A 23,028-nucleotide genomic window follows, 5' to 3' on the forward strand; every position below is an offset into this window, starting at 1 on the left:
ATGACAAACATTACGCTTGATTACTGCCGTTTGGGCATTGACGTTGGTGGCACCAATACCGATGGTGTGTTGCTCGACGCAGACTTAAATGTGATTGCTAAAGTGAAAACTGCAACCACACACGACATTTCCACTGGCATCGATAACGCGATTTCTGCACTACTAAGCAAAGCTAACATTGACGGTAAGCAAGTGAAACACGCGATGCTTGGCACCACTCAATGCACAAACGCGATTGTGGAAAGAAAAGGCTTAGACAGAGTTGGCATGATTCGTTTAGCCCTTCCAAGTGGCGACAGCGTCCCGCCCCTTTGTGGTTGGAGTGAAGCGTGGCAAAGCCTGCTTGGTGAACACTTCTACCAAGCACACGGCGGCTACGAATACGATGGCCAATTGATTGCCGACATTCAAGAGTCTGAGATCCGCGAGCTTTGCCAGAGAATGAAAGGCCACGTGGATTCAATCGCTATCTGCGGTGTTTTCTCTCCTGTTAATGGCGACCAAGAACTGCAAGCCGCAGAGTGGATTCAGCAAGAACTTCCGGGCGTGAACCTATCGCTTTCCCATAAAGTAGGCAGCTTAGGGCTTCTAGAACGTGAGAACGCCACGATTCTTAACGCAGCCTTACAAGGCACAGCAAAACGGTTCGTTGACGGCTTTTGTAATGCACTCATCAATCATGAAATCCACACTACACCTTATTTCGGTCAGAACGATGGAACATTAATGTCGCAGCAGTTCGCCTTGATTTACCCAATCCTCACCGTGGCTTGTGGCCCAACAAACTCGATTCGCGGTGCAAGTCACCTAACTAAGCTTAAAGATGCGATTGTGGTCGATGTAGGCGGCACAACATCTGATATTGGCGTGCTAACTCACGGTTACCCGAGAGAGTCGAGCTTAGCGGTAGAGATTGGTGAAGTAAGAACCAACTTCCGTATGCCTGATATATTGGCGTTAGCCATTGGTGGTGGCACCAAGGTTCGTTTTGAACAAGAACGTATCGAACTAGGCCCAGAGAGTGTTGGCCACACACTCACGCAAACGGCGCGCAGCTTTGGCGGTGATGAACTCACGTTAACCGACATTGCACTCAAAACAGGTCAAATGCAGTGGCAAGCGGAACATCAACTGAGTGATGAGATTGGTATTTCGACCGAGCGAGCAAGTCAGGTGTATCAACAGATGGTGACTGATGTTGAGGAAGGCATCGATAAGATGAAGACTTCCGCAGCAAGCGTACCCGTCATCATGGTTGGTGGCGGTAGTGCCCTATTCCCAGACCATTTTGAAGGTGTGAGCCAAGTGGTTCGCCCTGAACACTTTGAAGTGGCGAATGCAATTGGTGTTGCACTGGGTGAAATATCAGGTCAATTCGATAAGATTGTCCCGATTGATCCCGCTTCTCGTGAAGAGACCTTAAAAGGCTTAGAAGAGCAATCAAAGCAACTGGCGATTGAGGCGGGCGCATGCAGCGACAACGTGGCAATCATTGAACGCAGCGAGATTCCATTAAGCTACCTACAAGGCAACATGGTTCACGTGAAGATCAAAGCAGCGGGCCACATCAAAATGGCTTGAGACAGCTCTCCTTTGGTCTGGCTTTAAATTACATCCAAGACTAAAAAGCAGGTTATAACTTCATGGAAACACGAAGATATCACCTGCTTTTTGATTTTTAAGCGACTGTTTTTTTAGAGTCTGATTTACTGGCTGTTAGTTTACTAAATATGAGCATCTTATTTACAGTTGTTCGCGCAATGCCGCTAGCGAGTCTCTCACCAATTCAGAAAGTGAATCGGCATTGTCACGATATTGGTTCAACGGCTCTTCACTCGCTTCAATGCTCTGGCATAAAGCAAACAAGGCCGATAATCCCAAGCTTCCCGCCGAACCTTTCAATTTATGAGCCAGCGACTTAATTTCACGAGCGTTCTCAGCTTCGTCCGCTACAACAAGTTCATCGAGAGTGGCTTGGCTGCTCTGCTCAAACAGACCAACAATCTGCACTATTTTCTCGTGGCCTAAAATGGCCAAGTCATCTTTAATGATTTTCGGATCAATAATCTGCACGATTTGATCTCCTTGGTTAACTTCTGTGTCTTGATTTGCCAGTTGTGCGGAACCTCCAAGTGCCAATGCCGATAAATCTAACTCGGCATCTTGAGATTTCGAACCGACCTTACAGCAAATAGCATCCGATGGATCGGGCTGAGGCAACAATAGAGTGTGACCATCTAATTGCTCTACAATCAACTCCGATAAAGCTTCTTTCTCTAAAGGTTTAGGTAAGAAACCATCGAAACCCGACGACAAATAGCTTTCGACTTCTTCGTTAAACACGTGAGCCGATACAGCAATCATCGGTGGCACTTTACGTGTTGCTGCTTGTTCGTGTTGGTTTGCATCGTCTTTCAACTGTTGAATCAATTCAACGCCATCGCAATCCGGTAAGTTGATGTCCACCAGTGCAATATCGAACTCTTGTTCACTGAATATAGCTCGTGCTTCTTGCCCTGTTGTCGCGATGACCACATCGTGGCCTAAGTTATTCAAGAAGCCTTCCGCAACGATGCAGTTCACTGGGTTGTCTTCAATCAGCAGCACCTTAGCGCGAATGCAGGCTTCAACAATTGTAACTTTGTTTTCAATCTTCTCTCCCACTTCAAGAGGCAGTGAGAACCAAAACTGGCTGCCCTCTCCTTCTTCAGAGTGAACACCAATATCGCCGTTCATAGCGTGCATCACGCTCTTACTGATCGCTAATCCAAGTCCCGTGCCACCAGTTTTGTTACGACCGCTTTCTGTTTGGCTAAACGCATCAAACAGACACTTCTGTTCACTGATATCGATACCAACACCAGTATCTGAAACCTCGAACATCACACGATTTTCATCTTCCAGATCAAGGCTGACAAAAATATCTACTGAGCCACTGTCGGTGAATTTGATGGCGTTACCCACCAAGTTATTGAGGATCTGGCTGATACGAGTGACATCCCCGCGCCAGTAACGCTGAACGTCACTTTCAATGAAGTAATGAAAGTCGAGTTTCTTCTCGGATGCTCGCCCTTCCATCAATTGATACGTGTCTTGAACCATTTGATGCAGATCGAACGACGCAACGCGTACTTCTAAATGCCCCGCTTCAATTTTGGAATAATCCAGCACATCATTCAGGATCGCCAATAGGTTTTTACCACTGCGGTTAATGATATCGGCATATCCCGATTGCAGCTGATTCAAGCCAGTGTCTTTCAGCAATCGAGCCGTACCCAACACCCCGTTCATCGGCGTTCGGATTTCATGGCTCATGGTCGCCAAGAAAGCAGACTTCGCTCGGCTTGCTTGTTCTGCAGCGCTGCGCGCTTTGGCGTGGTTGGTTACTTCGACATTTAGCTTTTCATTGGTTTGTTGAAGCTGATAGGTACGCTCGGTAATCAGCTCTTCCAGCTGTTCTTTATGTTCTTCAAGCTCACGCTTGGCTTTTGCTTCACCTACCGCCACCACTTGCAGCGCTTGTGCGGTGTTTCTTGCGGTAATGATCGCCTCACCCATATGAGCAATTTCATCATTACCTTTGACCGAAATATCGATGTTCAAACGCCCTTGAGCGATAGACATTAATGCGGTCGAGTATTCCGCAAGGCGTTTCACCACCGAGATATACACCACGCGCCACACGATAAACGCCACGATAATAAGGCCAATAATCGAAATCACCGACAGTGACCACTGTGCAACACTCAGCGTTGAAGTCAGCTCGTCCACCGCCTTCTTGGTGCTTAGGTTTGAATCATCGACCAACTGGTTAACAGTAGTGTTCAGCTTAGAGAAAAGCTGCAGCGTATTCTGCATCAAGAATTCAGATTTCTTGGTGTTCTCGTACTGCTCAAGCGAGATATCAAACACCACTTGGCGCTTGCGAAGTTCATCAAGCAGCAACGACATTTGTTCTGAACGAGTCGGGTCTTCTACCGCTTTAACACGGCGATCCATGATTTTAAGGTTGGCTTCAAACTCTGATTGAATTTGATGAATACGTTCTACGTTGGTAACGGTTTGCGTTTCTTCAATCTGGTTAAGGATTTTGAATGCAAGAAGGTGAAGTTCGTGTAAGCGCTCAGAAAGGTCTAAATCGACTTCAACTAATGCATCAAGGGCTTGATAGGCTTTGTCAGTTTGTTTGGTTTCTAGCAGGTCGTAGATATGGGTTACGTTCGCAATCGCGATGGTTGCGGTGTTCAACACTTGCGTACGCGTGAGTTGTTCTAGCTCTTCAGCCAAAAACTTCATCTCTTCGACGCGTGCCGTCAGCTCTTTGTTGAGCCAAAGCTTACGTTCAACCGATACACCCAGCTCTGCCAGTGTATTGATGACACTTTCAACGTGGGTTTCAAGTTCGTGCAGCAGCTGGGAATCAAAGCTATCAACACCCAGATCTTTAATATGAGTAAGAAGAGCCTCAAGTTGGCCGAATAGCACTGTGCCCGCTTCTTTTCTCTCTTGCTCGTTCTTGGCGTTTGAGAGAGTTTGAACGGAAGAAATAATGCGGTTACTGAGCTCAGAAACTTGTCGCGCTTCAATCATCGCAGGGAGCGCAGAATCTACGACGTTTCTTTCTGTTTTCGCCACAAAGCTAAATCCAGAGACACCGATCAATGCCGATACAAGAACCAAAAGCGCCATGACCAAAAACGAAGCAAGTAGCTTGCGTCCAATACTTGCTGTGGCTAACAACATATAACTTAAACCTTAAAACGATCTTCTTTACCCACCCAGAATACGCTATATTTTGTAGTGTTTCTTATCTAAAGCCAATAAAACACCAATTCATGCTATCTAAAACGCTCGCGACAACAATCATTTCCTCTTTACTTGGCTTATTTGCGAATTCGGCCTTTGCTGCGACTTCATCAGAAGAACAAATCGCGCCATTGAACTCACTGATGACGGAAAGCTCCGATGTCGTGCTGAGTTCAAAGAAAATATCCAAACCAACGGATGAAAGCCATGTTGAGCTACTCCCTGTACCGAAGGCGGAAACCTCTGCGGGTGTAGAAAAGATCTGTGCGATCTACCCTCACCTAAAAGACTCTTACTGGCTGTCGGTAAACTACGGCATGATCTCCGAAGCGAAAAAGCAGAACGTGGAGCTTCGCGTACTAGAAGCTGGCGGTTACCCCAATATTGCAAAGCAAGCCTCTCAAATGCAGCTTTGTGTTAAATGGGGCGCAAACGCGATCATTCTAGGCACGGTATCACCTGATGCTTATTACAACACGCTGACCAACTGGGTAGGCTCTACCCCAGTTTTTGCGACGGTTAACGAACTGACCTTAAGTGAAAAACAACAAAAAGTACTAAAAGGCGTGGTGGGCGTCGATTGGTATCAGATGGGCTATGACTCAGGAAAATTCCTAAGCGAGCTGCACCCGAAAGGAACTGGTAAAACAGACGTTGCTTTGTTACTCGGTCCTCAAGCAAGTGGCGGCACCAAACCGGTCGCGCTTGGCTTCTACGACGCAATAAAATCGAGCGATATTAATATTGCTGTAAGTTACTGGGCAGATAATGATAAAGAGCTGCAAAGAAACTTAGTCCAACAGGTCATTGAGCAGCCTGAAATCAAATACATCGTTGGTAGTGCAGTCGCGATTGAAGCCGCGATCAGTGAGCTTAGAGCTGCAGACAAATCAGACGAGATTGGGTTGGTTTCAGCTTACCTCAGCCACGGTGTATACCGCGGGTTGCTTCGCCATAAGGTACTGTTTTCACCAACAGACAAAATGGTTGAACAAGGACGCTTATCCGTAGAGCAAGCTACAAACTACTTGCGCTCAAAGCCTTACGATAAACATGCGGCGCCAGAAATTGAAATTCTGACGCCATCAACACTAAAAGATCAGGTTATTGCCGACTCGCTCTCACCTTCTGAGTTTCGACCTGTATTCAGTGTTCAACCTTAGTGATATATTCGAGAAAGAATCTAGAACAATAAGAATTAGACCAATAATTTAGGGAACATTCATGCAAAAAACAACACGTACAATGCCAACGCATAAGCATATCGCCTTAGTTGCTCACGACCACTTCAAGCCTGAGCTACTTAGATGGGTAAAAGAAAATAAAGAGAAGCTACAAAGCCACTTCCTTTATGCGACAGGCACAACGGGTTCTCTACTAAGCAAAGAGACAGGCTTAGCAATCAAGAGCATGATCAGTGGCCCTATGGGCGGCGACCAACAACTTGGCGCACTTATCTCTGAAGGCAAAATCGATATGCTGATTTTCTTCTGGGATCCACTGAATGCCGTTCCACACGACCCAGATGTAAAAGCACTACTCCGTATTGCGAGTGTTTGGAACATTCCAGTGGCAACCAACCGTGCGACTGCAAACTTCCTGTTTAACTCTTCATTGCTTGAAGAAGAAGTGATCATCGAGATCCCAGATTACGAAGCGTACCTAGCTGAGCGTACTTAACGCTTACGTTCAATACGTTACATACTAAAAAGCCTGCTTAATCGCAGGCTTTTTCTTGTCTGAATATATTTTTATTGTCTGAATATAGAAGTGTTGAGTAGAGGCTATTTGTCACTCCACACTGCCATCTCGTTGCCGCTTGGCTCTCGAAAGTGAAAGCGTCGACCACCAGGAAAACTGAATATCTCACGGTTTACTTCCCCACCAGCCTCAATCACGTCACGTTCGGTCTGCTCAAGGTCTTCACTGTAGAAAACCATCAGTGCTGCACCCTTGTCCGCATTGGAGGCTAGATCCGCCAAGTAGAACCCACCCATTAAGCCTTTACCTTCAAAAGCAGAATACTCAGGCCCGTAATCTTCAAATTTCCAAGCAAACACTTGGCTGAAAAACGCCTTGGTTGCCGCGATATCACGCGCTGCAAATTCAATGTAGTTGATTGAGCCATGTTCCATATCTGCTTCCTTTTGCTTTCGAACTTCACCTAATGAGAATCAGGTAAAAGTAGCTTGAAAGTCTAATCTTAGACGATCACCTCAAGTGACATCACTTTTTGCGAACCACCGGGTAATCCGAACCATGCAGTTCTTGAACGAAACCAGACCCATCTCCGCTGTGCGTGATCCACACCTTCTCTTTCGCACGAGTCATAGCCACATAGAAAAGTCGGCGCTCTTCAGCATAAGGGAATACGTCTGACGATTCAGTTAACGCACCATCAATATGCAGCTGCTTCTTCTTCGCTGGGAACTGCCCTTCGTCCACACAAAGGATAATCACGAAATCGGCTTCTTTGCCTTTACTGGCGTGACAGGTCATGAAACTGATATCAATAGAGGTAAAGATCTTCTTCCAGTCTTCCAACAACTCTGGTTTGTGGTAATGGTTACGACCAAGCAACAGCACAGACTTGTTAGTTTTGCCTTTAGACTGTCGGTTCAATTGGTCGAGGATCTTCTCGACTTCTTTACTTGGCGCACTGTACACCGACTTTTGTTTCTGTTGCTTAAAGCTGTTCAATTCTTTCGGCAATTGAATCGGGTTTTCTTGTACGAAGCGATTAGCAACTGCACCTAACTGATTGTTAAATCGGTAAGTGGTATCGAGATGATGAATCGTCGAACTCTCGAAACGATCTTTAAATCCAGTCGTGAGATCGACATCTGCGCCTGCAAATTGGTAGATTGACTGCCAGTCATCACCCACCGCAAATATAGAGGCTTGATGCTGAGCTTTCGACTGATTACAAAGCGCTTCAACCAACGCAAGGCGATCTGGCGAGATATCTTGGTATTCATCGATCATGATGAACTTCCAAGGCGAGATAAACTTACCCTTTTCGACGTATTGGGTCGCACGGCTGATCATGGTCGAGAAGTCGATGTGGTTCTCTTCTTTCAGCGCTTTCTGCCATGCCGTCACACAAGGCCAGCACAGGGAGAGTTCACTGTTAAGGCGCGTGTAATCTCGGTGGTCAATAAGTTGCTGTTGAACTTCTTTTTTGGTTAGGCCTGATGCATTCAGCTGTTCAAGTTGCTTCTCTAGCCAGCCTATCAATTTGAGGTTCGAAACATGGCTGCCAAGTTCATCATCACCCGTTAGGTAAGCAATAGGCCATTTAGATAAGTGTTTTTGCCAGCGCTTGAAGTTGGTTGGTGTCATCCAATGTTTCTTCAACCAATCAATGCACCAAGCTTGGCGCTGATTGTCATCTAAGGCTAATGGAGAAATCACAACACGCTCGGTTTCAACCTGATTCAGGATTTTCAAACCTAACTGATGGAAAGTGCTCACTTGTACCTTCTCGGCGGATAAGCCGATTTTGCTATCCAAACGCTGCTTCATCTCTTCAGCGGCTTCACGGCCAAATGCGAGCAGTAGAAGCTCTTCAGCTTGCGCCTGATGGCTTTGCAGAAGATAAGCGACACGAGCGGTCAGAACACTGGTTTTACCCGAGCCAGCACCTGCAAGAATCAGGTTATGGTCATCGTTCATCAAAACCGCGTATTGCTGCGACAAGTTCAAAGGAGACGACTCACACTGAGCAAACAACACTTCCCAGTTTTTTCTTTCTGTCTCTAGCCATTGCTGGTTTCGATCGGCTTGTTTGATCTCGGTTTCAGATAGCCAAGGCTGCATTCGCGCGATGCGGTTTGGCATGCGCTGCGCGGCTTCTTCTAAAGTCATGGTCATGCTTTCTAAACCAGCGTTGACCATATCGACCCAAATGTTGACCTTAGAATGAGGTAAGAAGGCAGGAAGCTGCTCTAAACGTGTTAATTCGGCTTCCCATTTAGGAACGTGCTCCGCCAATTGTTCACACTGTGTGTCGTGCCATTTTTGATAAGCAGCAACCGATGTACGAGCAAACTGACGACATTGATCCCATGGTAAACCTTGAACTAACCAACTGCGCTGTTTACCGTCTTGTTGGTTAGCAAAAAACTGTAACGATCCCCAAAACAATCCGCGCTTTATCGCGATCTTGCCACTCCAAATAGTAAACGGGATACGTTCTTCACTGCCCACTGAAGATAACAGTAGACGTGAACCATCAAGTTCAACCTGATGGTATTCATTTTGAATAAAAAATTGTGCAGTCTTGTTAGCGCTTAGCTGCATTGGAGTGTGCTCTTAATTAGGAATATTGAATTTATATCATGATGCAATGAGAATTAATAATATCTCATATCTTATCGACGCTTTCATGACCACCTACGGGCAATTATGGATAAGTATCAAATTCTTGTGCTTGATTTCTGTTAGGATTATGGTTTTTAGTGTGTCAAGTGAGCGACTGTGGACTTTTCAGCCAAATTACGCCTCTATTGGGCGAATAAAACCATAAATTACAGCGTATTAATTCTCATCACTCTGCTAGGTGTTGTCGTTCCTGCTTGGTATTATGGGCAAAACACACTCATCACTCCATTGATCTTAGGTGTCATCGCCGCTGCACTGGCAGAAAGTGATGACAGCTTTACGGGACGCTTGAAAGCGCTCACCCTGACTTTTATCTGTTTTGCGATCGCCGCCTTTTCTATAGAACTGCTGTTCGACACACCTTGGTTATTCGCATTAGGTCTTTTCGCATCCACATTCTCGTTCATCATGCTCGGCGCAATTGGGCCTAAATACGCCAGCATCGCCTTTGGTTCTCTGCTGGTTGCTATCTACACCATGCTCGGCGCTCATGAAAGCATCAACTTATGGTTCCAACCGTTATTGCTCTTAACAGGTGCGGCTTGGTACTACTTCATGTCGATGATCTGGCAGATTGTGTGGCCGATGCAACCTGTGCAGCAAAACCTTGCTAACGTGTTTGATCAGATTGGCACCTACATGGGATCCAAGGCTGAGCTATTCTACCCAGTATCTGATCTTATCCCTCAGCCACACCGCATTATTGAAGCGAAATTAAATGCAAGTACCGTCAATGCACTCAACATGTGTAAAGCAACCCTGCTTAATCGCTCTAAACGCGGACACATTGACGGACCCAGTGACCGATTCCTAAATACTTACTTCATCGCGCAAGACATTCACGAGCGCGTAAGTTCGACTCACTATCGCTATCAAGAACTTGCCAAACACTTTGAGCGCTCTGATGTGCTGTTCCGTTTTAAATATCTGCTGGAAGCGCAAGCAACCGCGTGTAAAGAAGTCGCTAGCTCGCTAAAGGTTGGCGCGGAATACCAACATGGCGATAAATCGGTATTGGCGCTTGATGAACTGATGTCTTCGCTGAATCATCTGCATCAGCAAAACAAACCAGAATGGAAGCCGTTGCTGAGCCAATTGGATTACCTATTCAATAACCTCGCAACGGTTGAAAAGCAGCTATCGAACATCAGTAACCCAGATGCAGAAAAACTAGAAGAAGATGTCCTAGACGATACCAATCCGCACACCTTGACTGCGATGTGGCAAAAGATAAAAGCCAACTTGCATACAGATTCAATGTTGTTTCGTCACGCGATTCGTATGGCGATCACGCTGACACTCGGTTACGGCATTATTCAAGGTTTTGACATTGAACGCGGCTACTGGATTCTACTGACGACGCTATTTGTGTGTCAGCCAAACTACAGTGCTACTCGCCAAAAGCTGACTGCGCGTGTCATTGGTACGGTTGCAGGCTTATTGATTGGGGTTCCGCTATTGACCTTCTTCCCTTCTCAAGAGAGCCAATTGGTGTTCATTGTGATCAGTGGCGTGATGTTCTTTGCGTTCCGTATCAACAACTACGGCTTCGCAACTGGCTTCATCACCCTGTTGGTATTGTTCTGCTTTAACCAACTTGGCGAAGGCTACGCCGTGGTGCTACCAAGATTGGCAGATACCTTCATAGGCTGTGCCCTCGCTGTATTGGCGGTGGTTTATGTATTGCCTGACTGGCAATCAAGACGCCTGCATAAAGTGATGGCTGATGCTCTTGATTCCAATAAGAACTACCTCGCACAGATCATCGGCCAATATCGTGTAGGTAAGAAAGACACGCTGAATTACCGCATCGCCCGCCGCAGTGCACACAATAACGATGCGAACCTGACTGGTGCTATCAGCAGCATGTTAGTGGAACCCGGTAAATATCGTACTTCGGAAGATGAGAGCTTTCGCTTTCTAACGCTGAATCACGCCCTACTCAGCTATATTTCGGCACTGGGCGCGCACAGAACGCGTATCGACGACGAATCCACACACAAGCTCGTTCTCGATGCACACCGTGTGATACACGAGCACCTTGATGCTCTGAATGACCAACTCTATTCACATCGTGAACAGTGTGAGGTTAAAAATGCATACGACCCTGAACTTGATAAACGTCTAAGTGAGTGGCGAGAAGAAGATGAAAGCTCTGTCAGAATGGTCTTACAACAGCTTCATTTGATTTATCGAATGCTTCCAGAACTGCATACGCTAGCGACCAAGTTTGCGGTCAAGGTGAAGATTGATAAACCGCTCGATAAAGCTGATTCTTAATAGACAAACAAAATACTGTAAAAACAAAAAGATAGCATTAATCGTATACCTTTTGATCATTTGTTACAGTTATATGTTGCTCTACCAATACCTCTAATTGAGTAGAGCAACTGCTTACCTACCCTTACCCCATAAGGGTTAAGACGATTTTTACATTGTAGGAATTTTCTGACTTTGATTGACCAAGCCTTAACTTTGCCTAACATTTCTCGGACAAAAAACGACCAGAGGAATTTATAGTTGTCTTAGTTCTAGGAAATTACAAATTTCGTTTGATATTCACTTAATCTTGTTTGATTTCCCGCACCAGTAGTCTATGCTCAATTGAGCATATGGATTTGCACCAAGGTCACATTATGAATACACAACAATTTGAAGCATTCAAACAACAGATTCAGCTTCTTAGCCCACAGCAATTAAAAGCATTGCAAGGCGAGATTGACGGTAATCTTGAAACGGAACAACAAACTCTTCTTACTGATGAAGAACTAAATGCATTAAACGATCTGTTCAGTTAATAGACAGACGTCACTATTTTAGCTTAAGTACACTGTTTCACTGTAAATTTTACCCCTTCACCATTGCGCTCAAAATATCGTCCACCTAGACTTATTCAACACGTCAATTAAAGGTTCTGCTATGTCGATATCTGGTATTCAATCTGGTTACGCCATTATTCAGCAGTCAAACAATATGGCTGAAGAAGCCGCGCTCGAGCTCAATCTAGCCTCTAAACATACTCCAGAATCCGATGATGCTTTCAAAGGCAGTGATCTCAGCTTCAACCAAGTAGAGCCTGAACAATCCATTTCGTTTAAAGACAAAGATCCAGAACCTATTTCATCCTCAACCGATTCACTATTGAAGCTAACCCAAAGTGCCAGTTATAACCGTGTGGGAGCGAGTGTGGTTGATCGTCAAAGCGAAGCGATCGGTAGTCTTCTCGACATCCACATCTAAGCTATACTTACTGTTCGCACTTATTTTCAATGTTCTAAATCGACTTGATTCACCCACTTTGGACGCTTTTTGACGCAATAAGCACACAAACTGTAACTCATTATATCTGACGCTTGTTTCTGGTTTATTACTCGGTAGAATCAGCGCAAACCAATTTGCTGCACAAACTTTACTTCATACTATTTATGCCAAAACTAAATCTGCATCGCCGTGACTATGTTTCTATTTTAGGAGGCGACATCTCCGCAGACGAATTAGAAAAAAAGCTTCAACCTCACTTTGAAAAGCCAGTAAACAAGCTGACACCTAGCCCCTACCTGACAGAAAAGAATCTCACACGCCGTTGGACAGCGCTCGATAACGCAGAATCGCAAAAAGAGCTGCTCGACTCGCATACTGAAAGTCAGATTCAAGCTTATGAGAAAAACATCGAACACTTTATCGGAACAGTAAAAGTGCCTGTCGGTGTCTCTGGCCCGTTAAGAGTCAATGGTCTGTTTGCTGAGGGAGATTACTTGGTACCACTCGCAACCACTGAGGCTGCGCTTGTCGCGTCATACAACCGTGGTTCAAAGCTCATTACAGCTTGTGGTGGCGCAAGTGCGATGTTGCTCAATGAAGGCGTAACACGTACTCCCGGTTTTGCATTCCAAGGTTTAGTAGAAGCAGGACAGTTTGTGGCTTGGGCAGTAACCCAATATGAACAATTTAAAACCTTAGCTGAATCAACCACATCACACGGCAAGCTTACCGACATCAATATCAACATCGAAGGCAACCATGTCTACTTGGTGTTTGAATTTCTCACTGGGGACGCTTCTGGTCAGAATATGGTGACCATTGCGACCAATGCCGTGTTTGAATACATCATTGAAAATACACCAGTTAAACCTGACCATGCTTTCCTTGATGGCAACTTATCGGGCGACAAAAAAGCCAATACACAAACCTTACGCAGTGTTCGTGGCAAAAAGGTCACCGCTGAAGTAAACATTCCTGCTGAGCTTGTTGCTAAGTACTTGCACACCACACCTGAGAAGATGGTGCAATTTGGCCAGATGACAACCGTTGGTGGCGCTTTGAGTGGCACGATTGGTATCAATGCCCACTACGCGAATGCACTAGCAGCGCTCTACATTGCTTGCGGCCAAGACGCGGCGTGTGTTGCTGAGTCTGCGATCGGTATGACACGTATGGAACTGAACAAAGCAGGCGGTTTGTACGCAAGCGTGACTCTGCCGAACCTGATGTTGGGAACTGTCGGTGGCGGTACTGGGTTGCCAAGCCAAAAAGCGTGTCTCGATTTGTTAGGACTGCACGGCAATGGTAAATCACAAGCCTTAGCCGAAGTCTGTGCTGCGCTGTGTTTGGCGGGCGAGTTATCGATTGTCGGCGCATTCTGTGCAGGCCACTTTTCGCGAGCTCACCATAAGCTAGCTCGTAAATAACCTTAATCCAATTTGGCTTGTTCGGTTTTGTCGTTCATGAAAAATCACAAGCCAATCTGAATACGTGAGTCACACATGGATTACTTACACTTATCGAGAGTGAGCCTTAAGCACCTCACTGCGCTGCATATTATGCTGAACACCCACAGCGTGACTCAAACGTCTGAACAACTTTGTGTAAGCCCTTCGAGTGTAAGTAAAACACTCTCGCAACTGCGTGACATCCTTAACGATGAACTCTTCTATCGAGACGGCACCAAGCTAATCCCAACACCTTTTGCCTTAAAGATAGCCCCAACCGTTCATGCCATTCTTTCCAGTATGAATGGACTCCTTCATCAAAAGAGTTTTACTCCAGAGGAGTACCAAGGCAGCTTTTCGCTCTCTATGCGTGAAAGCACCTTTGAAGTGTTCGCCTCCAAGATCAGTAAAATCACCACAGAACTTGCGCCCAAAGCGAAACTCAATATCTATTCGAAACAACAACTTGGCTTCGATGCTTTGCTTAGTGGCAAGGTGAATTTGATCTTGTTGCCTCATGATATCTCTCAGCCTCCAACCGATAATAAAGAGCTGGTATGGGAAACCATTCTTCCCGATGAGATGGTTTGTTTGATGGGTGCCCACCACCCGCTCGTTCAGCAAGAGCTGACGGTCGAGGGTTATTTAGATTACAAGCATATTGGTATTTTAGATAATGAACTGTCTCAGCCTTACTTTGAGCAAAACTTAGTTCAATGCCACCAGCCGAGAGAGATGGCGATATCGGTAGCGGACTTTGGTGCTGCAGCCGTGCTTTGTCATCACACGCCTTTCTTGTTCACCTGTTCAAAGCAATGGGCTGAACATGCGAAACAAGCGCATGGATTAGTGAGTAAGCCACTTCCCTTCGATTACGGTAAAGTGGCGTACAGCCTAGTATGGAACAAACCAAACATGAATGATCAAGCGATCAAATGGCTATGTGACTTGTTCTTAGAAGCTTAACCCTTTTAATAACTTAACGTTCTTTGAAGCGTGACTAAGCGTCTAAACCACTTAAAAGCTAGGTATAAACCTCTGGCGTTTGCATCGGTCTTTGAACTATCGCGTAGAGCTTGTCGTGAAAGCTCTGCATTTGTTGCCCTGTACATTTAGGCCACTCTAATGCTTCGCCGATCACACCGTGATGTTGAAACGCATTGAGCCGAATCCGCACATCACTTGGCAATCCATTTAAGTAATAGCCAACTTGCTCTATCTCGTCCTCAAGATCGCTTTTATTCGGAATATGCAGTAACCGAACTTCATGTAACTTACCTTTATCAGCCAAATAGTTAATGGTTTCAAACACACGATGGTTTCCTCTGCCGACCAACCATTGGTGTGTTTCTGATTGCAAAGATTTTAAGTCAATCATCGCGCCATCAAGGTAAGGCAATACTCGCTCCCAGCCTTGTTTAGACAACGAACCGTTACTATCAATAAAACACGTTAAGTGTGCCAACTGCGCGTCGCTTTTTATCGCTTGAAACAGTTCGATGATAAACGGCAGTTGCATGGTTGCTTCGCCACCCGAGACGGTAATACCGCTCAGGAAGAATTGGTTATGCCTAACGAGTTCAAGTACCTCAGAGACCGTCATCGATGTGATTTTCGGGCTCGATTTATGGTTACAGATGTCAATGCACTGATCACAATTAGTGCAAGCCACCGGATCCCACTTCACTTTGCCATCAACGGTGCTCAACGCACCGCTTGGACACCCGCTGACGCAGTCTCCGCAGTGGTTACAGTGATTAATGGTGTGTGGGTTGTGACAGGTTATACAATCGAAATTACACCCCTGTAGGAACAGCACTAGGCGATTTCCCGGTCCATCAACACAAGAAAAGGTCAGCACACGGCTGACCTTCGCTTGTTTTTCTGTCTTATTGTTATTAACCCTAGCCATTTGAGTTGTTAGATCAGAAATTTTCATAATTAATGTGATTCGATTGCAACGCTATTCGTACGTTGGTGTCATCTCTAAACTCGCCACACGCGGTTTACGCTCTAAGATACCCGTGTTCTTCGCAGCTTCGGCTCCCAAGAAAGTCGTGTTAGTACGCGAACCATGCTCGTCATATTTAGCAATGTCAGACAGTTTAATCATGTAACCTGTCACACGAACTAGGTCGTTCGATGCAACGTTGGCAGTAAACTCACGGTAGCCCGCTTGGATTGCGCCTTTACACAGATTGAACATCGCTTCAGGGTTCGACTTCACTGTTTCGTCGATGGTCAGAATGTCGCTGATACCTGAGGTATAGAACTTATGGTGACCCGCAGTCGCACGAACGTAAGAAACAGGATCAGGTTCTGTTCCATAAGGAATACGCACACCTGGGGTTACGTCTTCATCTAAGCTGATGCCACCTTGAGCGTGTAATAGAGCCTTGCCTTCCAACCCATACTTCACTTCAGAGCTTTCAACGATCTCAGCCAGCTTTTCAGAAATACGGTGTCCGAGTTGGTTGGCTTGTTCGTCATGACCATAACGCCCTGCTTTGCCCTCTTTTTCCATCAAGATGTTCACAGCTTCAGCCATGCCGTAAATGCCAAACATTGGTGCGAATCGATCTTCTTCGATCAAACCCTCTTTGGTTAAAAAGCCTTCGAAGAAGTTAGACTCTTCATGCAAGAAACGGCTACGCGCGTTCATCAGCTCAACCATGATACCGCTATAGTTTGGTAGCACTTGTTGTAAGAAATCGGCACTGTCCTCAGACTTCAACGCCACTTGTTTCAAGTTCATACGTACTAGCGTATTTGAACCGCCCGCCAAAGGTAGCGAGTTGTAGCAGCTCACGATACCAAAACGCTTATCACCATACGCTGCGGCATGTGCAGGATAGTTGGCGATGTGTGGCTTGCTGCATTCGCAGATATTGCTCGCTGCATGACGCAACAGATCATCAGGTGTCACAGCTGGGTCGTACATAAAAGTTAAGTTAGGTGCGATCTGCTTAAGTTCAGCATCGACACGTAAAATGCTGCGACAGATGATGTTATCTGTTGGGCCGATATTTACATGCATGAAAGCATCTGGCAGCGTGCGATCCAACATAATCCAGAACAGCTTAAGCTTTTGATAAACCTGTTGTTCTGTTAAGTCGCCAACGAAAGGCATCAACACATCATCCAGTTGACCTAAGTAAACCGGAATGGAAGTCACTGACGGAACGTGATGATAAAGGATGGTCAGCATGTTCAATGCTTCGTCGAAATTAGTTGCCGCGCTAAGCTCTAAATACTTTGAGCCTTGATGTAAGTATTTAGAATAATCGGGAAGCACATAGCGCGGCTTAAATGGGGCGTGACCTTCGAACATGTCACATAGCACACCTTGTTGTAAGGCTTGCTCTACTTCATTGCTTACCGGCATATACGGCAGGCTAGCTTCAGCTTCTAAGGCAAGATAGCTCGACTTCTGTTTTGGCGACAGATTGGCATCTGAAATGATATTGCTAAAGCGTTGTTGTTGCTCTGAAAGTTGTGGAGAAGCAGATTGGTGGCTCATGATTAAACCCTTAAAATTGTTATGGGCTTATTTTATATCTCACCGTTGTATTTCCACTAATGAAATGTATGCAAGACTATTTTTCCAAAATGGAAATCAAATATTTGGAATTAGCCGCCATTAAGACACTAGCTATAGAAATAGGAATAGTCCGTTTAAAACATGAAGCCGTAAAAATAGAAAAACCCACATAACTGACTTTCAGGCCGTTGATGTGGGTTTCGTTATTTAGGTTTGCTCTGTCAGAGTTAGCTAAATCTATCTCTTTACAGATCAGGGAAGCAATTACAGATGAGGGAGCACTTGTTTGCGTCCAACGCCCATCAGTACTTTTAACTCACCTTGTGGTGTATCAACCGAGAACGGTGTCGACACTTCAACAACAGAAAAACCTGCCGCACTCAATACATTCTCCGAGCGCTGCTGGCTTACGCCATAATCTTCACTGCCATTTTCTAGATACCAATCCCAGTGGACAAACGTGCCGTCGTTTTCAAGCAATGTGTAAATCAGACTGACTGTGTCTTGTAGGTTCGGGATAAAACCACACACCGAAGAAGCGACCACTAGGTCAAACTGGTTTCTGAATGCTGGATGCTGCGCTGCTAGTCCGCGCGATAAAATATCAACAACCGGTTCGACGTTTGGTAGCTCTTTCTTATCTAACTCTTCAATCATCCCTTCGGAGATGTCGAGTGCGATGATCTCTTTTGCTAAAGGAGATATTTTCTGGCTGAGTAGTCCTGTACCACAACCAAAATCAAGGACACGGGTTCCGTTTAAATCAACGAGCTGTGTCAACTGGTCAAATACGGACTGTGCGAATACTGCGGTCGCGGGATCTTTATCCCAATCAACGGCGTACTCGTCCCATTGTTTCGCCATCATGGCCTCCATCTTTACTTCTTGTAGGTTCGGAACTTCCCCAGAGTAAACCAAATTAGTCAATTCGTCATAGAGTTATCATGCAAAGATGGACTATTTCTAAGATAGTCAGCACAATATTCAGATAATATGCACCGACACCCGCTCAATATGGAAATGAAATGAACCTTTCTCAAGTCCAAGCCTTTTGTTCTGTTGCTGATTTAGGATCAGTATCTGAAGCTGCACGCCAGCTAGAATGCAACCGAACCAAACTCAGCATGTCGATTAAAGCCTTAGAGAAAGAGTTAGATGTAGAACTGTTCGTGCGTAGCGGAAATCACGTCGAACTGTCTGAAGCAGGCAAAGCCATCTACAAAGACTGCGAAGGCATGTTAGTGACAGCTGCGCGCATTAAACAAACGTGCTTGCATGTGTCTGGCGAATTCAACGCCGAGATATGGATTGCTCGCGACGACTCATTACCCGATGAGATGTGGCAGGATTTATCGCATGCCCTCAATAACAAGTACCCTTCTACCTCATTCAACTTTGTTCTCGCGTCGAGTGGCGACTTAGCCAACCTGGTTGAGACTCAGCAAGTGGATTTCGCTTTTGGTGTCGATTACGAACGTGTTGATGACCCGCGCATTATCTACAACCCGCTTGGTAAGATTCGAATGATGTCGGTGTGTAAGAAAGGACACGATCTGAGTGCAATGAGACGTGTTTCTGATGAGGTGTTAAGAAATTCAATGCAAGCGACCATGGTTTATCTCAATGAAAAGGATAATCCTGAGCTTGAGCCCTTCTCGCGCCGTTACATCGGCTTTTCTAGCTTTGATTTCATGTTAGATACGATTTTGCGTGAAGAGGCATGGGGCGTAATGCCAGAGCCACTGATTCGTCACTTGCTACGTGAACAAGAGTTAGCGGTAATCAAACACACCTACGGCCTGACTCAAGAAGACTACTGCATGTTTACCGCAGCAGGCATGGCTGAACACCCTGGTATGAACTGGCTCGCGGATCAGCTCAGCGACTACTTGTTCGATTTCTAATTTTAGCTTCCCAATTTAAGAGCGGCGCGAGCTATTGCCTGCGCCGCCTTGTGCAAACTAAGACTAGTAAACCAATACTGATACAGCCTAATACTGATGCAACCAAAGACTGAACCGCTTAGAAAACCATGACGTGATCCACTAAGTAACGTCCCTCCTCCTCAACCAGCACCATTTCAGCCACAAACTCGCCTTTGGCAATGGTATATGCTTGCTTCCACACAAAGGCGATAGAATCAGAACGTCTGAATAGCGCCACAGGCTCACGTTCAGCAAAAAATCCGTTGCTGTGCTGATAATGATGACACACCTTCTCCAAGTATTCAGGCGTAACGATATCCTTCATTCGTTGTGTAAAGTCTCGACAGTGTTGTGCGTGGTCAACCTTGGTTGAACCTTCCATCAAGTTATCCATAATAGGCGTAGCAATCGTCCATAACTCGCTGTCACTGAGGTTATCAAACTTCATATTTATCCATTCCTTGATACAGATGTCATGCAGCTACAACTGAACGATTTACGCAACGTATTCGAACGCTAACGTTCCCTTTATCGATATGCTTAAGTTTATGTAAACATTGAGCTCACGAAGCTATACGACACTGATGACTGATATATTTCATTAATCATAAACCATCTATTCTCAGTTGCACACATCCCCTAGAAAACAGTCATCGTCAACTTTATTGACACCTCAAAATCAACTTAAGTCACTGAATTAAAATAATTTTAATGAACTACTTAAATAGTACATATAAACATCATCAGATAAAGTTTGTAAAGTTAGCTCATTATTAGAACAATGAAGTTATCAAAAACATCTGGATAATATTATGTGTGACAGGAAAAGCCAAAACGAAAATCGAGTACTATTGTTCTCAGCCCTTTTAGCATCAGGCTTCGCTATTGGCGGATTGGTGTTGGGTCTTATCGTTGGCTCTCTGGTCATAGTATTTGACGGTGTCTATTCTCTTATCAGCTTACTGTTAACTTTATTGTCACTAGTTGCTTCAAAATACATTAACCGCCCTTCGGATAGAGAGTTTCCGTTCGGTCGAGCTATCATCGAACCGATTGTAATTGCGATTAAAGCCGTTGTGATTCTACTTGTGGTTGGTTATTCGCTTTACTCTGCGATTGGTGCCTTGATGACAGGTGGCCGTGAGGTCGATGCTTCTATCGCAACTCTGTTTGGTATTTTCAACGTGTTGGGTTGTGGTTACGCTTGGTGGTACATCGCTAACAAAAGCAAACGTATCTCTTCAGGCCTGATTCAAGCGGAATCTAAACAGTGGCAGATGGATACACTATTGAGTGTCGCGGTAACGGCGGGTTTCGTTGTTGCGTGGGCAATGACATTCTCACCTCTTGCGTCATACGCAGTATATGCCGACCCAATGATGATGTTGCTGATGTCTTTCTACTTCATCAAAGTACCGTTCGACATGTTACGCGAAGCAATGCGTGAACTGCTGATGATGTCAGCAACCAAAGACATTTGTGATGCGGTAGATAAAAACGTGGTCGCTGTAGACAAAGAAGCGGATCAAGATTTGGAACTAATGGGCGTAACTAAGGTTGGTCCTGAGCTAAGAATCAACGTTGATATTCATACCAATGACCAAGATGCGATTGCGGTTGATGATATTGAACGTACGCGCCGCCAACTTAAGCGACGCTTATCGAAGATGCCTTATGAGCTTCAATTGAATCTAAATATCGCGAGTTAAGAGTCAAGAAAGCCTCTTACTAACTAAGACTCTGATTGAACCTTTTTAGAAGCCGACGCCGTAACCGTCGGCTTTTTGTCTCTGGTTACCCACCAACAAGCTAGAGAGCCAATCGTCACCATACAAACGCCCTGCCAAAACGTCATGCTCAGTGACAAACCTAGAATCATGGAAGACAGTAAGGTCGCAAAAATAGGCGTGAAATAAGACATGGTCGCCAAGAAGACCATATTGCCGCCAAGTATCGCTGTATTCCAAAGTGCGTAACCTGCGCCCATACACACACCGGCTAACACTAAGTCAATTGCGGCACTGGTTGTCATCACCATGCCGGTTTCGTTACTCAAGGCATATTTGATCCACAAGGTGATTGCTGTCGCGATAAAGAACAACACAATCGCATTCTGCCCTTTCGCCACTTTCTGAGTGTAATTACAGTAAACCGCCCAAATAATCGCGCCGAAAAACGCCATTGAATAAGTTTTAGGGTTAGTAGCAACATTGGCAGCGATTTGTTCAACAGAAAGCCCCTGATCGCCGCTGATACTCCAAGCCACGCCAAAGAAGGCTAAGAAGATACTTGGGTAAACCAACCAATTAATCTTTTTATCGCTGAGTAGTACTGCGAACAACACCGTCAATGCTGGCCATAAGTAGTTGATGACGGCCATTTCTAAAGCTTGATGTCGGTTGTTTGCCATTCCTAAAGCCAGAGCCAAGAAGATCTCATAACAAACGAACAGAGCACCGCCAATCAATAGATACGACTTAGAGAAGCGCGATAGCTTAGGTAAACCCATAGCACAGACCAACAACAACGAGCTCACTGTATAAAGACTGGCAGCGCCGCCGATTGGGCCCAGTTGTTCAGATACGCTACGAGATAGCGCGATTAAGCAGCTCCAAAGTAAAATAGCAGCAATGCCGTAGCAACTATGGCGATGAGATTTCAGCACGCCTCTTCCTTTTCTTTATTGTTATTGGGTAATCAAAGCGAGCTTAAAGCAAAGATAGGCTTAAGCACCACTATCGATAACTTGCAGAAGGTAAAAATAAGTAGCCGAGCACATAACTGTACTCGGCTATCAATCATTCACTCAAAAATCTAAAAGCAATTAGCAATTAGCAATTATGCCAATAGGAGTGCTTGCAGGTCAGCTAAAGACTTAACTTGATAATGAGGGTTGATTCCCGCTGGCGCCGCTTTCTCTTGGCTGTTCAGCCAACACGTCTCAATACCAAAATCCAAGCCGCCTAGAATATCTGAATGCGGATTATCTCCGACCATCAATACGCGTTGCTTTGCAGGTAAGCCAACAAGCTTGTGTGCATGTTCAAAGATTTCAGCATCTGGTTTCGCGACACCGACTTCTTCAGAGATGATCACATGGTCAAAGTAATCTGTCATTCCAGTTCGCTCTAAACGGATAGATTGCAGCTCAGTAAAACCATTCGTGATGATGCCCATGTTAACTTTGCCTTTTAAAGACTCCATCAACTCTTTTGCACCTGGGAGCAGAGAACAGATGTCTGCCATTGCGGTCAAAAATGCACTGTTTAGTTCTGCTGTTGTTGTCTCTAACTTTGTTGCCCAGCTTTCAAAACGCGCGTGCTTTAGTTGAGCTGCCGTAATGCGGCCATCTTGGTAATCTACCCAAAGTGGTAAATTCACCTCTTGGTAAACCGAATAATCCTGTTCACTAAAGTTCACACCAAAACGGGAGAACATCAGCTTCATTCCTTGAAAAGCATCAAAGTGGAACAAGGTTTCATCCGCATCAAAGAATATCCAATCGTACTTCATTATCTGTCCTGTTATTCGCGCTGTTGAGCAGTGCTGTGTCTGTTTTTATCGTAGTTTTGCTTAATTTTTCTCTTCGCCTTGTAGGCTGGCAATCACTTTACTCGTAAATCTGTGAGCCTGTATATAAATCTAACAATTTATAGAAAACAAG

19 protein-coding genes are annotated in these 23,028 nt (G+C 45.2%); 10 read left to right on the plus strand and 9 right to left on the minus strand.

Translation table 11 applies throughout. From position 1 onward, the window contains the following. Entirely contained in the window at nucleotides 1-1,581 is a 1,581-nt protein-coding gene (locus OCV12_RS23530) for a hydantoinase/oxoprolinase family protein (RefSeq protein WP_261886355.1), read from the plus strand. Between the two features lie 162 nt (nucleotides 1,582-1,743). Here OCV12_RS23530 and torS read toward each other — a convergent pair whose 3' ends face one another. Continuing rightward, on the minus strand, nucleotides 1,744-4,743 hold the full coding sequence (torS, locus tag OCV12_RS23535) for a TMAO reductase system sensor histidine kinase/response regulator TorS (protein ID WP_261886356.1): 3,000 nt from the start codon (nucleotides 4,741-4,743) through the stop codon (nucleotides 1,744-1,746). A gap of 92 nt (nucleotides 4,744-4,835) precedes the next feature. On the opposite strand from torS, the gene torT reads away from it, so the two are divergent. Both torT and OCV12_RS23545 read left to right on the plus strand, forming a co-directional pair. Then, nucleotides 4,836-5,969, plus strand: coding sequence for a TMAO reductase system periplasmic protein TorT (gene torT / locus OCV12_RS23540; RefSeq protein ID WP_261886357.1), 1,134 nt, complete (start codon nucleotides 4,836-4,838; stop codon nucleotides 5,967-5,969). A 61-nt stretch (nucleotides 5,970-6,030) separates the two neighbouring features. Continuing rightward, nucleotides 6,031-6,486 (plus strand): methylglyoxal synthase, encoded by a 456-nt coding sequence (locus tag OCV12_RS23545; protein WP_017632301.1) that lies wholly within the window; start codon nucleotides 6,031-6,033, stop codon nucleotides 6,484-6,486. Nucleotides 6,487-6,590: 104 nt separating this feature from the next. Here OCV12_RS23545 and OCV12_RS23550 read toward each other — a convergent pair whose 3' ends face one another. Together OCV12_RS23550 and helD are read right to left on the minus strand one after the other, a co-directional pair. After that, the gene (locus OCV12_RS23550; RefSeq protein WP_261886358.1) at nucleotides 6,591-6,941 is read right to left on the minus strand and encodes a VOC family protein; all 351 of its coding nucleotides are present in this window, start codon (nucleotides 6,939-6,941) and stop codon (nucleotides 6,591-6,593) included. 91 nt (nucleotides 6,942-7,032) lie between these two features. Beyond that, nucleotides 7,033-9,108 (minus strand): DNA helicase IV, encoded by a 2,076-nt coding sequence (helD, locus tag OCV12_RS23555; RefSeq protein WP_261886359.1) that lies wholly within the window; start codon nucleotides 9,106-9,108, stop codon nucleotides 7,033-7,035. Between the two features lie 177 nt (nucleotides 9,109-9,285). Here helD and yccS point away from each other — a divergent pair, with 177 nt between their 5' ends. From yccS to OCV12_RS23580, 5 genes are all read left to right on the plus strand, one after another. Beyond that, complete coding sequence (gene yccS / locus OCV12_RS23560) at nucleotides 9,286-11,469, plus strand: YccS family putative transporter (RefSeq protein WP_261886360.1); 2,184 nt, start codon at nucleotides 9,286-9,288, stop codon at nucleotides 11,467-11,469. Between the two features lie 332 nt (nucleotides 11,470-11,801). After that, nucleotides 11,802-11,987 (plus strand): hypothetical protein, encoded by a 186-nt coding sequence (locus OCV12_RS23565; protein ID WP_017629650.1) that lies wholly within the window; start codon nucleotides 11,802-11,804, stop codon nucleotides 11,985-11,987. Between the two features lie 121 nt (nucleotides 11,988-12,108). After that, nucleotides 12,109-12,429, plus strand: coding sequence for a hypothetical protein (locus OCV12_RS23570; RefSeq protein ID WP_261886361.1), 321 nt, complete (start codon nucleotides 12,109-12,111; stop codon nucleotides 12,427-12,429). A gap of 185 nt (nucleotides 12,430-12,614) precedes the next feature. Next, nucleotides 12,615-13,877 (plus strand): hydroxymethylglutaryl-CoA reductase, encoded by a 1,263-nt coding sequence (locus OCV12_RS23575; RefSeq protein ID WP_261886362.1) that lies wholly within the window; start codon nucleotides 12,615-12,617, stop codon nucleotides 13,875-13,877. Between the two features lie 75 nt (nucleotides 13,878-13,952). Beyond that, a complete protein-coding gene (locus tag OCV12_RS23580) occupies nucleotides 13,953-14,864 on the plus strand; it encodes a LysR family transcriptional regulator (protein WP_261886363.1) in 912 nt (303 codons plus the stop codon). A 58-nt stretch (nucleotides 14,865-14,922) separates the two neighbouring features. Here the strand turns inward: OCV12_RS23580 and OCV12_RS23585 are convergent, their stop codons facing one another. The 3 genes from OCV12_RS23585 to OCV12_RS23595 form a co-directional block, all read right to left on the minus strand. After that, nucleotides 14,923-15,837, minus strand: a complete 915-nt coding sequence (locus OCV12_RS23585) for a YjjW family glycine radical enzyme activase (protein WP_261886364.1) — start codon at nucleotides 15,835-15,837, stop codon at nucleotides 14,923-14,925. Nucleotides 15,838-15,861: 24 nt separating this feature from the next. Next, entirely contained in the window at nucleotides 15,862-17,418 is a 1,557-nt protein-coding gene (locus OCV12_RS23590; RefSeq protein WP_261886365.1) for a YjjI family glycine radical enzyme, read from the minus strand. A 285-nt stretch (nucleotides 17,419-17,703) separates the two neighbouring features. Then, the gene (locus tag OCV12_RS23595; RefSeq protein WP_048660386.1) at nucleotides 17,704-18,303 is read right to left on the minus strand and encodes a class I SAM-dependent DNA methyltransferase; all 600 of its coding nucleotides are present in this window, start codon (nucleotides 18,301-18,303) and stop codon (nucleotides 17,704-17,706) included. 161 nt (nucleotides 18,304-18,464) lie between these two features. On the opposite strand from OCV12_RS23595, the gene OCV12_RS23600 reads away from it, so the two are divergent. Beyond that, entirely contained in the window at nucleotides 18,465-19,343 is an 879-nt protein-coding gene (locus OCV12_RS23600; protein ID WP_016797108.1) for a LysR family transcriptional regulator, read from the plus strand. Nucleotides 19,344-19,461: 118 nt separating this feature from the next. Here the strand turns inward: OCV12_RS23600 and OCV12_RS23605 are convergent, their stop codons facing one another. Then, entirely contained in the window at nucleotides 19,462-19,812 is a 351-nt protein-coding gene (locus OCV12_RS23605) for a hypothetical protein (protein WP_261886366.1), read from the minus strand. 364 nt (nucleotides 19,813-20,176) lie between these two features. Between OCV12_RS23605 and OCV12_RS23610 the strand changes: the two genes are divergently transcribed. Next, nucleotides 20,177-21,073 (plus strand): cation diffusion facilitator family transporter, encoded by an 897-nt coding sequence (locus OCV12_RS23610; protein WP_261886367.1) that lies wholly within the window; start codon nucleotides 20,177-20,179, stop codon nucleotides 21,071-21,073. A 23-nt stretch (nucleotides 21,074-21,096) separates the two neighbouring features. Here the strand turns inward: OCV12_RS23610 and yddG are convergent, their stop codons facing one another. Together yddG and yjjG are read right to left on the minus strand one after the other, a co-directional pair. Beyond that, nucleotides 21,097-22,029: an aromatic amino acid DMT transporter YddG gene (gene yddG, locus OCV12_RS23615; protein WP_261886368.1), complete on the minus strand. Its 933-nt coding sequence runs from the start codon at nucleotides 22,027-22,029 to the stop codon at nucleotides 21,097-21,099. Nucleotides 22,030-22,202: 173 nt separating this feature from the next. Beyond that, complete coding sequence (yjjG, locus tag OCV12_RS23620; protein WP_261886369.1) at nucleotides 22,203-22,877, minus strand: pyrimidine 5'-nucleotidase; 675 nt, start codon at nucleotides 22,875-22,877, stop codon at nucleotides 22,203-22,205. Nucleotides 22,878-23,028: the final 151 nt, after the last annotated feature.

This window comes from Vibrio pomeroyi, from assembly GCF_024347595.1.
Taxonomy (GTDB): Bacteria; Pseudomonadota; Gammaproteobacteria; order Enterobacterales; family Vibrionaceae; genus Vibrio; species Vibrio pomeroyi.